The following is a 13,127-nucleotide window of genomic DNA, read 5'->3' on the forward strand; positions in this document are numbered from 1 at the left end:
GAGGAAGGGAAGTCCTTCCTCCTACAATAATATGAACGCTTGCATTTGACAAGTTCTTTACTGCCTACATATTACGACGGTATTTCCCGCCCACTTCATAAAGAGCTCTTGTAATTTGGCCAAGGCTCGCGACCTTAACGGTTTCCATTAACTCTACAAAAATGTTTCCTTTACTAAGAGCGGCACGCTTCAAGCGATTAAGCGCTTCTTCTGTCTTTTCAGAATGCGCTTCCTGGAACTGCTTTAAGTTCGTAATCTGCTGTTCCTTCTCTTCTTTACTCGCTCGCGCAAGTTCCATGTTCCACTCTTCTTCTGCTGGTGGATTCGGATTTTTATACGTATTTACACCAACGATCGGAAGCTCGCCGCTATGCTTTAACATCTCGTAATGCATGGACTCTTCTTGAATTTTGCCGCGCTGGTACTGTGTTTCCATCGCACCTAAAACCCCACCGCGCGCATTGATTTTCTCAAATTCACTAAGAACGGCTTCTTCCACAAGGTCTGTTAATTCTTCGATAATAAACGAACCTTGGAGCGGGTTTTCGTTCTTCGTTAACCCGTGCTCTTTTGTAATAATCATTTGAATGGCCATCGCCCGACGAACCGACTCCTCTGTCGGCGTTGTTACCGCTTCATCGTATGCATTCGTGTGAAGCGAGTTGCAGTTGTCATGAATCGCCATTAAACCTTGTAGCGTTGTGCGTATATCATTAAAGTCCATCTCTTGCGCATGCAGAGAGCGACCTGACGTTTGAACATGATACTTTAACTTCTGACTGCGCGCATTAGCGCCGTACTTCTCGCGCATCACCGTTGCCCAAATTCTGCGGGCCACTCTTCCAATGACCGTATACTCTGGATCCAGTCCATTGCTAAAGAAGAACGAGAGATTTGGCGCAAATTTATCGATATCCATGCCGCGGCTTAAATAGTATTCCACATACGTAAAACCATTGGCAAGCGTAAATGCCAGCTGTGATATTGGATTGGCCCCAGCTTCTGCAATATGATACCCCGAAATCGATACAGAATAATAATTACGCACGTTTTCGTTAATAAAATATTCCTGAATATCTCCCATCATTCGAAGGGCAAATTCCGTTGAAAAGATGCACGTGTTCTGTCCTTGATCTTCTTTTAAAATATCAGCTTGAACCGTACCACGAACGGTGCTCAGCGTGTGTGCCTTAATCTTTGTAAGCTCCTCGGCGTTTGCTTTCCGGCCTTCTTTTTCTTCAAAGCGCTGGATTTGCTGCTGGATAGCCGTGTTCATAAACATCGCAAGAATGATTGGCGCGGGGCCGTTAATCGTCATCGATACCGAAGTCGAAGGCGCACACAAATCAAACCCTGCATAAAGCTTTTTCATATCATCAAGCGTACAAATGCTTACGCCACTTTCGCCAACTTTTCCGTAAATATCTGGTCGATAGTCTGGATCTTCTCCATATAGCGTGACGGAATCAAAGGCCGTGCTTAAGCGCTTTGCGTCTTCATTCTCAGAAAGGTAATGAAAGCGGCGATTCGTGCGCTCCGGTGTTCCTTCCCCTGCGAATTGACGCTTCGGGTCTTCGCCTTTTCGTTTAAACGGAAAAACACCCGCTGTATAAGGAAACGAGCCTGGTACGTTCTCTTTTAGAACCCAGCGAACGATTTCTCCCCAGTCCTCGTATTTCGGTAGAGAAACTTTAGGTATATCAAGGCCAGACAAACTCTTTGTCGTAAGCTCCGTCACGATTTCCTTCTCTCGGATCACCGTCACAAACTCTTTTCCGCTATACTTTTCTTTCACTTCAGGCCAGTTCTCGATGATTTTACGGGTTTCTGTATGCATGTCGTCCGTGTTTTGATCTTTCATCTTCGTTAGCATGGCAATTGTCTCATCGCTATCTTCCGCACTCACAAGCATCTCAATTGTACCTTGGAGCTGGAACGCTTTTCGCGCAAGCTGAACTTGTTTCTCAACATATTCATGATAGCGTCGAACGGAGCCAGAGATATCCTGTAAATATTGCTGGCGCTGCGGCGGAATAATCAAATTCAGCTTTTCAACAATATCACTCGTTTCGATGTTTGTTGCCCAGTCATTGCGACATTTGCGATGAATGGTATCAACCAATGCTTTAAAAAGGGTATTCGTTCCCGGGTCATTAAATTGACTGGCGATCGTGCCATAGACGGGCATTTGATCTAAATTTTGCTCAAACAGCATGTGACTGCGCTGATATTGCTTCTTTACATCACGCAAGGCATCTTCAGAACCTTTTCGCTCGTATTTATTAATGACAATCAAATCAGCAAAGTCGATCATATCAATTTTTTCAAGCTGAGAAGGCGCACCGAATTCACTTGTCATCACGTACATGGAAACATCGGAAATTTCAACGATCTCGGCATCCCCCTGGCCGATTCCGCTCGTTTCAATGATGATCAAGTCATAGCCAGCCGCCTTCACAACTGTTAGCGCTTCACGAATCGAAAGCGAAAGCTCGGTTTTTGATTTCCGAGTTGCAAGGCTTCTCATAAAGACGCGATCATTGTGAATCGCGTTCATACGAATTCTGTCACCGAGCAGAGCGCCGCCAGTCTTTTGTTTTGTCGGATCAATGGAAAGGATCGCAACCGTTTTATCATCAAATTCATTAATGAAACGTCGCACAAGCTCATCGGTTAAGGAACTTTTCCCCGCGCCACCGGTTCCAGTAATCCCAAGAACAGGTGAATCGGTTGCCATATTCTTCAGCTTATCGAACACTTGCTCAGCAGCGGCCGCCGTCTCTTCTGTGCGCTCTCCTCCATAGCTTTCCGCTAGCGTAATGAGACTTGATACAGCTTGAGGATCACGTTCATGCAAACGATCAATCTGATTATCAATTTGTTTAAATGTCGGGAAATCACATTCCTTGATCATGTGGTCGATCATGCCTTGAAGTCCAAGATCGCTGCCATCATCAGGTGAGAAAATACGTGATATTCCGTAGGCGTGAAGTTCTTTAATTTCCTTAGGAATAATGACGCCGCCTCCCCCACCATAAATCTTAACGTGAGAAGCCCCCTTTTCCTTCAAAAGATCGTACATGTATTTAAAATACTCCATGTGACCGCCCTGGTAGGAAGAAATCGCAATTCCCTGCGCATCTTCCTGAATCGCAGCATTGACAACTTCCTCAACAGACCGGTTATGACCAAGATGGATCACTTCTGCTCCACTTGCCTGCAAAATTCGACGCATAATGTTAATGGATGCATCGTGACCGTCAAATAAACTTGAAGCGGTTACAAAACGAACGTGGTTAACCGGTTTATACGTTTCAACTACACTCACTGCTGTTCCTCCTCTATACGTTTTTGGCTTCGATCGCCTGCATCAAAAATCCTTCTTGCATTTTGGTGTATTCTTCAATTGAATAATGTGAATGCAGCGCCCAACGCCTAAAGGTCCACATCTGCCCCTGCACAAGAATGTTATGCGCAGCGCCGTAGATCTCGTCTTCTGTCAGGCGTAGCTTCCCTTCCGTCACGCACTCTTCAATCAGTCGCTCAAAAATTTCGGCCATACCGAGTTCCTTTTTTAATACGTAGGGAAGCGTCTCCCGCGGGAGCGATTTTGCTTCCTGGTACATGACAAGCACTTCATCCTGCATATCATCCATGACATGATAAAATGCATGAAGGGCCTGCCTCAGCCGCTCAATCCCCGTTATATCTGGCTTCAGCTGTTCTTCGAGCCTCTCGCGCACTTCATCGTAGATACTGTCGCAAACAAGATACAGCACATCTTCTTTTTTTCGAATGTATTCATAAAGCGTCCCAATGCTAAACCCGGCGACACGAGCGATCTCTCTCGTTGTTGTCCGATGAAACCCTTTTTCTTTGAAAAGAGAGACCGCCGCTTTAATCATTTGCTCGCGACGTTTCTGGATCAGCTTCTCATCTTTCACCATCGAAGGCACGTTCTTCTTCACCTTCCCATCCCCTTCCTCTCAAGACTGCCGTCCATGTAATTCTGAAGCAGCTTTACAGCAGCTGAGTAAGGGTCAATGGAACCACTTGTCACTTCCTCGACCCAGCCTTTCTCCGTTTCTTCATATTCCATAAGCTTTTTCATCATTTCAGCATGCACTACTTCCATCACTTCACGCTCAAGGGACGTTTTACGCCGAGCATCACGCTCACCGGAAGCTTTGCTGTATTCAAAGTGTTCCTGCATTCGTTTCCACACTTTTTCAAGACCTAGATTCTGAACAGAGATCGCCTTTACAATTGGCGGGCGCCACGGTGCATCATGCTTCACAAGATCGAGCATACTTTCAAGCTCGGCAAGAAGCTTCGGAACGCCTGGTAAATCCGCTTTATTCACGACAAAGAGATCTGCAATTTCCATGATGCCAGCCTTAAAGACTTGCACGACATCTCCGCTACCCGGATTTAAAACGACCGCAATCGTATCCGCGATTTTCATAATGTCGAGCTCCGATTGCCCAACCCCGACCGTTTCAATCAAAATAACATCAAATCCAAACGCATCCATCAAACGAACGGTTTCTTTCGTCGTTCGCGATAGTCCTCCAAGGCTTCCTCTTGTTCCCATACTCCGAATAAATACGCCTTGATCTGTAAAATGCTCCGCCATCCGAACCCGATCGCCAAGAAGAGCCCCACCGCTAAACGGACTCGTCGGGTCAACAGCGACAACGCCAACGGTAAAGTTTTGTTTTCTTAAGTACGTAATCAGACGATTCACGAGTGAACTTTTTCCGGCGCCAGGTGACCCAGTCATGCCAATATAGTGGGCCCGCCCTGTCATCGGATGAATATCCTTCAGCAATTCTAATTTATCCTCAGCATCATTTTCGACAAGACTAATGGCTTTAGCGAGCGCTCGCTCATCCTTTTTTGAAAGTCGTTCTGCGAGTGGATGCATAGCGCTTCTTAATCAGCCATCAGCATTCTTGAAATAACAAGACGCTGAATTTCATTCGTACCTTCATAGATTTGCGTAATTTTCGCATCACGCATATAGCGCTCAACTGGATAATCCTTCGTATAGCCATAGCCACCAAAGACTTGCACCGCTTCTGTCGTCACTTCCATTGAAATATCACCGGCATATAGCTTAGACATCGCCGATTCTTTTCCGTACGGCAGACCCTGACTTTCTTTCCATGCTGCCTGGTAAGTTAATAGTCGAGCGGCTTCAATCTTTGTAGCCATATCTGCTAGCTTAAAGCCGATGCCTTGATTCTCACCAATCGGCTTACCAAACTGCTTACGCTCTTTCGCATACGCCGTAGCCGCATCTAGTGCCCCCTGCGCGATGCCAACTGCTTGAGCCGCAATCCCGTTACGTCCACCGTCAAGCGTCTTCATTGCGATCTTAAAGCCCTGACCTTCGTCGCCAAGACGATTTTCAACAGGTACACGGCAATCTTCAAAAATGATTTCTAGCGTTGGAGAGGAGCGAATGCCGAGCTTTTTCTCTTTTTTACCCATAGAGAAACCTGGCGTTCCTTTTTCAACGATAAAGGCCGTAATTCCTTTGTGACGCTTTTCTTTATCTGTTTGAGCAAACACGATATAAATCTCCGCTTCGCCGCCGTTTGTTATGAAAATCTTTGATCCATTTAAAATGTAGTGATCACCATCAAGCTTCGCTGTTGTTTTCATCCCACCTGCATCAGATCCTGATCCAGGCTCCGTTAGGCCGTAAGCACCCATAAGCTTCCCTTCTGCCATTGGACGGAGGAACTTTTGCTTCTGTTCTTCAGTGCCAAAAGCATTTAGCGGCCAGCCAGCTAGAGAGGTATGAGCGGATAAGGTTACTCCTGTAGAAGCACATACGCGAGAAAGCTCTTCCACTGCAATCACGTAGCTTAAATAATCTGAGCCAATGCCGCCGTACTCTTCAGACCATGGAATGCCCGTTAAGCCAAGTTCCGCCATTTGATCAAAAAGCTTGCGATCAAAGCGCTCTTCTTCATCACGCTCTGCTGCAGTTGGTTCGACTTCTTTCCTCGCAAAATCACGCACCATTTTGCGTAGCATTTCATGTTCTTCTGATAGTTGAAAATTCATCTCATTTCTCTCCCTTTTTGGTGGTTTGGACAATAAAAGTTGGTTTTGGCCAATATATTGGGTTTTTGGACAATAAAATGGATATCCCGGACTTTTCTGATCCAGCAGACGGGTCTAAACGGTCACTTCCGCTTTTCTTTATTTCATCAGGTTGCGACTAATCACGATCTTCTGGATTTCGCTCGTTCCTTCATAGATTTCGCATACTTTTGCATCGCGGAAGAGGCGTTCTACCGGATAATCTTTCGTGTAGCCGTATCCTCCGTAAACTTGAACTGCTTCAATCGAAGCTTTCACGGCCGCTTTCGATGCAAAGAGCTTCGCCATCGAGACTTCCTGCATGCAAGGGGTCCCGTGGTTTTTCAGGTCAGCCGCACGATAGGTTAGGAGTTTTGCCGCCTCTACTTCTGTTGCCATATCTGCAAGCTTGAACCCAAGCCCCTGATGCTGCCCAATCGGCTTCCCAAACTGATGACGCTCTTTCGCGTAAGCCGTTGCATAGTTCAGCGCTGCTTCTGCAATACCTAGTGACTGAGCAGCAATTCCAATGCGACCGCTTTCAAGATTCGCCATCGCAATTTTAAAGCCCTGCCCTTCTTCGCCAAGACGATTTTCAACAGGGACACGGCAATCTTCGAAAATGATCTCAACAGTATTTGAGCCGTTTAGACCCATTTTCTTTTCTTTCTTTCCGACGCTAAATCCAGGCATATCACGCTCAATAATAAAAGCAGTCACGCCTTTGCTTCCTTTTTCATCCGGATTCGTTCTAGCGAAGGCGACGTACGTATCTGCTTCGCCACCGTTTGTAATGAAGATTTTCGAGCCGTTCAAAATGTAATGATCTCCGTCTTTTACAGCGCGTGTTTTCATGCTACTTGCGTCTGAACCTGAACTCGGTTCCGTCAGTGCGAACGCACCAAGGTATTCACCAGTCGCTAGCTTTGGAATGTAGCGTTTTTTCTGTTCTTCTGTTCCAAACGCTAGTATCGGCAGTGTCCCAACGGACGTATGAACAGATAGAATCACGCCAACCGTGGCACTTACTTTTGAGAGCTCATGAATCGCAATAATATAAGAGGTATAGTCCATTTCCGCTCCGCCGTATGCTTCTGGAATCGGGATGCCCATTAAACCGAGCTCGCCCATTCGTTTGATCACTTCGCGTGGAAAGCGATCCGTCTCTTCCATTTCCTCAACGATTGGGGCGATTTCTTTTTCCGCAAAGTCCCGCACCATTTTCTGCATCATCTTCTGCTCTTCCGTAAATACAAGCTCCATGCTCGTTCCTCCTCGTGGTGTTAATCCTGGTATTGGTAGAAGCCTCTTCCTGTCTTACGTCCGAGCCAGCCGGCTTTTACATACTTTCGTAGTAGCGGACATGGGCGGTATTTGTCATCACCAAATCCTTCTTGAAGCGTTTCCATAATATACAAACACGTATCAAGCCCAATAAAATCAGCGAGTGTAAGCGGTCCCATCGGATGATTCATGCCGAGCTTCATTACGCTGTCGATATCTTCAGGAGACGCCACACCTTCATAAACGGTATAGATCGCTTCGTTGATCATTGGCATCAAAATTCGATTCGAAACAAATCCAGGGAAATCATTTACTTCCACCGCTGTTTTTCCAAGATCCACTGCCAGCTTTTCAACCGCTTGATAACTTTCATCCGTGGTCGCTAAGCCCCGAATAATTTCAACAAGCTTCATGACAGGTACCGGGTTCATAAAGTGCATGCCAATCACTTTCTCAGGGCGCTTTGTTGACGCCGCAATTTCCGTAATTGGAAGGGAAGATGTATTTGTCGCAAGGATTGTATGTTTCTCGGCAATTTCATCCAGGCGTGCAAAAAGGTTTCCCTTTACTTCCATGTTTTCAACTGCGGCTTCAATGACGATATCAACATGCTTTGCATCCTGCAGATCTGTCGTTGCTCTCAACCGCTCCATCGTTCCATTCATATCGTTCTGCGTGATTCGCTCTTTGGAAACTTGCTTCGATAGGTTTTTCTCAATTCCTGCGAGTCCTCTATCAATAAATTCCTGCTTTAAATCATTTAAATACACGGTATAGCCAGAAGCTGCACACACCTGCGCAATCCCTGACCCCATTTGTCCTGCACCAATCACCATAATTGTTTTGATTTCCATTGTCATGCTCCCTTCTATACTTGAACCATGATTGCGTCGCCTTGACCACCGCCGCTGCAGATCGCCGCTACCCCGATGCCACCGCCACGTCGTTTCAATTCATGAATAAGCGTTATTAAAATGCGCGCACCGCTTGCGCCAATTGGATGCCCAAGTGCCACTGCGCCCCCGTGTACATTCACCTTTTCTTCATCAAGAGAAGCAATTTTCCCGCTCGTTAGTGCGACAGCTGCGAACGCTTCATTGATTTCAAAAAGATCGATTTCTTCAAGCGATTTTCCTGCTTTCGTTAAAAGTTCATTGATCACAAGCCCCGGCGTCTTCGGAAAATCCTTTGCTTCAACGGCAATGGCCGTATGCGCAAGAATCGTTGCCATCACTTCTTTTCCTTCTTTCGAAGCGCGTTCTTCCGACATCAGGACAAGCGCTCCGGCTCCGTCATTAACGCCAGGTGCATTCCCCGCAGTAATCGTTCCGTCAGCACCGAAAACCGGCTTTAGTTTCGCGAGCTGCTCTTCCGTTGTGCCTTTTCTTGGCGCCTCATCATGTTCAACGACAAGAGGATCTCCCTTTCGCTGTGGCACTTCTACAGGGATAATTTCCTCTGCGAAAATGCCCCCTTCCATCGCTTTTACTGCTCGCTCCTGACTTCTTGTCGCCCAGCGATCCTGCTCTTCTCTAGAAATTTCATATTCTTCAGCAGTCGTATTTCCATAAACGCCCATATGACAGCCATCAAAGGAGCACGTTAAGCCATCATGGACCATAAGATCAACCACTTGTTTGTCACCCATTCGCATCCCCCAGCGCGCATCCTTCATGATGTATGGCGCGTTGCTCATCGATTCCATTCCACCAGCCACGATGACGTCTTCATCACCAGAGCGAATGATCTGATCGGCGAGAGTGACGCTACGAAGACCAGAGGCGCACACTTTGTTAATCGTTTCTGTTTTCACTTCCCACGGAATACCCGCATATCTTGCAGCCTGACGCGATGGGATTTGTCCCTGACCACCTTGAAGCACCGATCCCATGATCACTTCACCAACATCTCCTGGCTCAACTCCAGCGCGAACTAACGCTTCTTTGATCGCTGCTCCACCAAGCTTAGATGCTTCAATTGATTTTAAAGCCCCTCCAAATTTTCCAAATGGCGTTCTTACGCCACTAACGATGACCGTTTTGCCCACAAAAACCTCTCCTCTCTTTTTTTGAAAACGCTATCATTATTGCGTACGACTGAACGCTCGCTCACCTTACCGACAAAGCAACAAAGGAAAGAGCTCATGCCGGTCGTAAAAACCAGCATAAGCTAACCCTTTGCCAAACAGTCTATTGGAGAACGGCTTTCTTTTGAACAATCGAGCGTTCTAAAATCTCGACGATATCAAGTGTTGCTACTTCTTCTTCTACTTCTTTCGCTTTCGTCCCATCACTCATCATCGTTAAGCAATATGGACATGCGCTTCCGATAACGGATGGTTTCACACTTAGTGCCTGCTCGGTTCTCGTTACGTTAATACGAGAGCCTGTGTCTTCTTCTGTCCACATCAAACCACCACCTGCGCCACAGCACATACCGTTTTCGCGGTTGCGGTCCATCTCGATGACTTCAACGCCTGGAATACTGCGAAGAATTTCACGTGGTGGATCGTACACTTCGTTGTAACGGCCGAGGTAACAGGAATCATGATAGGTGATTCTCTCGTTTACTTCGTGCTTCGGCTTCAGTTTTCCTTCTTTAATCCAGTCATACAATAATTCTGTATGGTGATAAACCTCTGCTTCAAGCCCAAACTCTGGATACTCATTTTTGAGAGAGTTATAAGCATGAGGATCGATCGTCACGATTTTCGTAATGTTATGCTTCTGGAACGTTTCAATGTTTTTCTGAGCAAGGTCCTGGAATAAGAACTCGTTTCCTACACGTCGTGGGGTATCGCCAGAGTTCTTTTCTTTATTTCCAAGAATTGCGAATGAAATGCCTGCTTCATTCATGATTTTCGCAAAAGAAGCAGCAATCTTCTGGCTACGGTTATCGTAAGAGCCCATTGAGCCAACCCAGAAGAGGTATTCAAATTCTTCCCCTGCTTTTTCTTTTTCTTTTACCGTTGGTACAACGATATCGTCTCGTAGGTCGCGCCAGTTCTCACGCTCTTTCCGGCTAATGCCCCACGGGTTACCTTGTCGTTCAATGTTCGTGATTGCTCGCTGAACATCGCTATCCATCTTCCCTTCCATTAAGACAAGATGACGACGCATGTCAATGATCTTATCAACGTGCTCATTCTCAACCGGACATTGATCTTCACAGTTACGGCACGTTGTACAAGCCCAAATTTCTTCTTCCGTAATGACGTTCCCAATTAAATCTCCGCTTACAAGTCCTTCTGCTGCTGCAGCTGTTTCCTGCTGTTCACGGGATTGGTAAGCGATTTGATTTCCAGCTGTGTTTGAGAAGGCATACGCTGGAACCCAAGGTGTTCTTGATGTGACGGCTGCCCCTTTTTCCGTTAGATGATCACGTAGCTTAACAATTAAATCCATCGGAGAAAGTATTTTTCCTGTTGCAGTAGCAGGGCACATATTTGTACAGCGGCCACATTCTACACAAGCGTACAGATCAACGAGCTGCTTTTGGTTAAAATCTTCAATCGTATTGACGCCGTATGTTTCTTGACTTTCATCTTCAAAGTTAATGGATGAAAGCTGACCGACTTTGTGCGTTCGACCAAGAAAAACGTTCACTGGACCAGCAATTAAGTGAGCATGTTTCGATTGCGGTACGTACACCATGAACGTTAGTAGCACGAGCAAGTGGATCCACCAGAAAAAGAAGAATAGCGCAATCGCTGCTGTTTCATTGATCCATGAGAACAGGAACGCAATTCCTGAAGCTACTGGTGCGCTCCACGAGTAACCTGCATCATGCCAAATGATTTCCATACCGCCTGCAAATAGGACGGAAATCATAAGAAGACCGATAAATAAGAGGACAAGTCCTGCTTTAAAGCCTTTTTTCAATCGAGCAATGGCTTCAATATAGCGACGATAGAATGCCCATACTACCGCTGTTAAAATCATGAGCGTCACGAGCTCCTGGAAAAACGTAAACGCTGGATAAAGCGGTCCAAGAGGAAGGTGTGACCCCGGCGATAGACCTTTTACAATCATATCGATGGCACCAAATTGAACGAGAAGGAAACCGTAGAACATCATCACATGGATGGTTCCACTCTTCTTATCTTTTAGTAATTTCTTTTGCCCAAATACCTTAACTAGAATCGCTTCTAGTCGTTCTTTCATGGAATGATCAAATTCTGCTTTCTTTCCAAGCTTAATGTATTCGTATCGCGTCTTGACAACATACCCAAACAAAAACAGTGCGTAAGCGGTTACAAGAATGAAAGCAACCCAGTTAGCGATCAATAAAACATCCATGTTGGCAAACCTCTCCTTTCGAGTCATTCCTTCTTAGCCGCTTCTAAGTTGCTTGAACGATGGTGCTCCCCGAATGTCCAAACCATTTATGAAAACGCTTTTAAGTCAGAATGAAAGTAATTTTCTGACTTTAGTATAACACAAAAACAAATGAATGAGCATTCAGTCAGAGATTTTTTTTTACTTTTTTCAAGTTTAGGACAAACTATGTCCATATCAGCAGTGGAAAGAGGTGAAATGGATGGGGTTCTTTTTGATCATTGTTCTTGTCCTCCTATTATGGATAACGATTGACCTTCACTTGGGCAATAAAAAGAGAAAACAAGCTTCTTCCTCCCAATTAGAGATGACCGGAAATGCCACTTTCATCGGTGATGGAGATGATTTTTTCAGAAAGCTACTTAGTGATGTAGACGCTGCAGTTCAGGAAATCCAAATGATGTTTTATATTTTTCGAGATGACGATACAGGACATATGGTGATTGATCAATTATGCAAAAAAGCTGCTTCGGGTGTGCACGTCTATCTCCTGGTTGACTACGGCGGTAGTCATGGATTAAAAAAAGCCACCATTAACAGAATGAGATCTTGCGGCATTCATTTTTCTTATTCTAGAAAAATATCTTTCCCTAAATTCTTTACTTCTTTAAATGAACGCAATCATCGTAAAATAACAGTTATCGATGGAGAGATTGGCTATGTTGGTGGATTTAATGTAGGAAATGAATATGCGGGAAAGGATCCAAAATTCGGTTATTGGCGAGACTACCATCTTCGGTTAACTGGCGAAGCAGTAAAAGGACTCCAAGATCAATTTCTACTCGATTGGAAAGAAAACCACCCTTCATCTATTGAATCGACTGTTTCACCCGATCTTCAAAAAGGGAATGAGGCGATCGCTTTCCATATTACAAATGGAACTGATGTTGAAGAAGCTTTTGTTTCTTACATTAATAAAGCGACTACATCGATAAAAATCGGCACACCTTATTACATTCCTGGTCAAACGGTTCAAACGAGTCTCTTGCGCGCGCTAAAATGCGGGGTTTCTGTGCAAATCATTTTGCCAATGCGGGCTGATCATCCGCTCGTAAAAGAAGCTTCCTACGAGTACCTAGTTGAACTGATTCAGGCTGGCGGCGAGGTGTATCAATATATGAACGGGTTTTATCATGCAAAAGTATTAGTGATTGATGATAGCTTTTGCGATATAGGCACAGCAAATTTCGATCAGAGAAGTTTTCACATTAATGGCGAGATCAATTGCCTCTTACACTCTCCTGATTTTGTTTCGGAAATCAAAGAGGTTATTAAAAAGGATCTCCTTCAGTCGGAGCGCCTGGAGTTAAAGCGACTTCAAGATCGAACGATTGGGAACCGCATGCTTGCTCCAATCGCACGCCTTTTTAGTCCGTTTCTTTAAGCTTGAATGTGCTTTGTTCCGTTTCA

Annotated in this window: 9 protein-coding genes; 1 reads left to right on the forward strand and 8 read right to left on the reverse strand. The window is 45.3% G+C overall.

From position 1 onward, the window contains the following. Positions 1 to 64 precede the first annotated feature (64 nt). The 8 genes from icmF to ATG70_RS16935 form a co-directional block, all read right to left on the reverse strand. A complete protein-coding gene (gene icmF, locus ATG70_RS16900; RefSeq protein WP_098445417.1) occupies positions 65 to 3,328 on the reverse strand; it encodes a fused isobutyryl-CoA mutase/GTPase IcmF in 3,264 nt (1,087 codons plus the stop codon). Positions 3,329 to 3,341: 13 nt separating this feature from the next. Beyond that, positions 3,342 to 3,947, reverse strand: coding sequence for a TetR/AcrR family transcriptional regulator (locus tag ATG70_RS16905; protein ID WP_098445870.1), 606 nt, complete (start codon positions 3,945 to 3,947; stop codon positions 3,342 to 3,344). A gap of 17 nt (positions 3,948 to 3,964) precedes the next feature. Continuing rightward, entirely contained in the window at positions 3,965 to 4,927 is a 963-nt protein-coding gene (gene meaB, locus ATG70_RS16910) for a methylmalonyl Co-A mutase-associated GTPase MeaB (protein ID WP_098445418.1), read from the reverse strand. 8 nt (positions 4,928 to 4,935) lie between these two features. Then, positions 4,936 to 6,078 (reverse strand): acyl-CoA dehydrogenase, encoded by a 1,143-nt coding sequence (locus ATG70_RS16915; RefSeq protein ID WP_098445419.1) that lies wholly within the window; start codon positions 6,076 to 6,078, stop codon positions 4,936 to 4,938. A gap of 138 nt (positions 6,079 to 6,216) precedes the next feature. Continuing rightward, positions 6,217 to 7,359 (reverse strand): acyl-CoA dehydrogenase, encoded by a 1,143-nt coding sequence (locus tag ATG70_RS16920; protein WP_098445420.1) that lies wholly within the window; start codon positions 7,357 to 7,359, stop codon positions 6,217 to 6,219. Between the two features lie 20 nt (positions 7,360 to 7,379). After that, the gene (locus tag ATG70_RS16925) at positions 7,380 to 8,234 is read right to left on the reverse strand and encodes a 3-hydroxybutyryl-CoA dehydrogenase (protein WP_098445421.1); all 855 of its coding nucleotides are present in this window, start codon (positions 8,232 to 8,234) and stop codon (positions 7,380 to 7,382) included. A gap of 14 nt (positions 8,235 to 8,248) precedes the next feature. Beyond that, a complete protein-coding gene (locus tag ATG70_RS16930) occupies positions 8,249 to 9,427 on the reverse strand; it encodes an acetyl-CoA C-acetyltransferase (protein ID WP_098445422.1) in 1,179 nt (392 codons plus the stop codon). Between the two features lie 142 nt (positions 9,428 to 9,569). Next, complete coding sequence (locus tag ATG70_RS16935; protein ID WP_098445423.1) at positions 9,570 to 11,678, reverse strand: heterodisulfide reductase-related iron-sulfur binding cluster; 2,109 nt, start codon at positions 11,676 to 11,678, stop codon at positions 9,570 to 9,572. 241 nt (positions 11,679 to 11,919) lie between these two features. Here ATG70_RS16935 and cls point away from each other — a divergent pair, with 241 nt between their 5' ends. Beyond that, the gene (gene cls, locus ATG70_RS16940; RefSeq protein ID WP_098445424.1) at positions 11,920 to 13,101 is read left to right on the forward strand and encodes a cardiolipin synthase; all 1,182 of its coding nucleotides are present in this window, start codon (positions 11,920 to 11,922) and stop codon (positions 13,099 to 13,101) included. Positions 13,102 to 13,127: the final 26 nt, after the last annotated feature.

Origin of the sequence: Bacillus sp. es.036 (assembly GCF_002563635.1) — a bacterium.
In the GTDB taxonomy this organism is placed as follows: Bacteria; Bacillota; Bacilli; order Bacillales; family Guptibacillaceae; genus Guptibacillus.

Bases quoted from the DNA above. Each gene is read 5' to 3' on its own strand.
- ATG70_RS16905 (WP_098445870.1), bottom strand. From the start codon at position 3,947: ATGGTGAAAGATGAGAAGCTGATCCAGAAACGTCGCGAGCAAATGATT.
- meaB (WP_098445418.1), bottom strand. From the start codon at position 4,927: ATGCATCCACTCGCAGAACGACTTTCAAAAAAGGATGAGCGAGCGCTC.
- ATG70_RS16915 (WP_098445419.1), bottom strand. From the start codon at position 6,078: ATGAATTTTCAACTATCAGAAGAACATGAAATGCTACGCAAAATGGTG.
- ATG70_RS16920 (WP_098445420.1), bottom strand. From the start codon at position 7,359: ATGGAGCTTGTATTTACGGAAGAGCAGAAGATGATGCAGAAAATGGTG.
- ATG70_RS16925 (WP_098445421.1), bottom strand. From the start codon at position 8,234: ATGGAAATCAAAACAATTATGGTGATTGGTGCAGGACAAATGGGGTCA.
- ATG70_RS16935 (WP_098445423.1), bottom strand. From the start codon at position 11,678: ATGGATGTTTTATTGATCGCTAACTGGGTTGCTTTCATTCTTGTAACC.
- cls (WP_098445424.1), top strand. From the start codon at position 11,920: ATGGGGTTCTTTTTGATCATTGTTCTTGTCCTCCTATTATGGATAACG.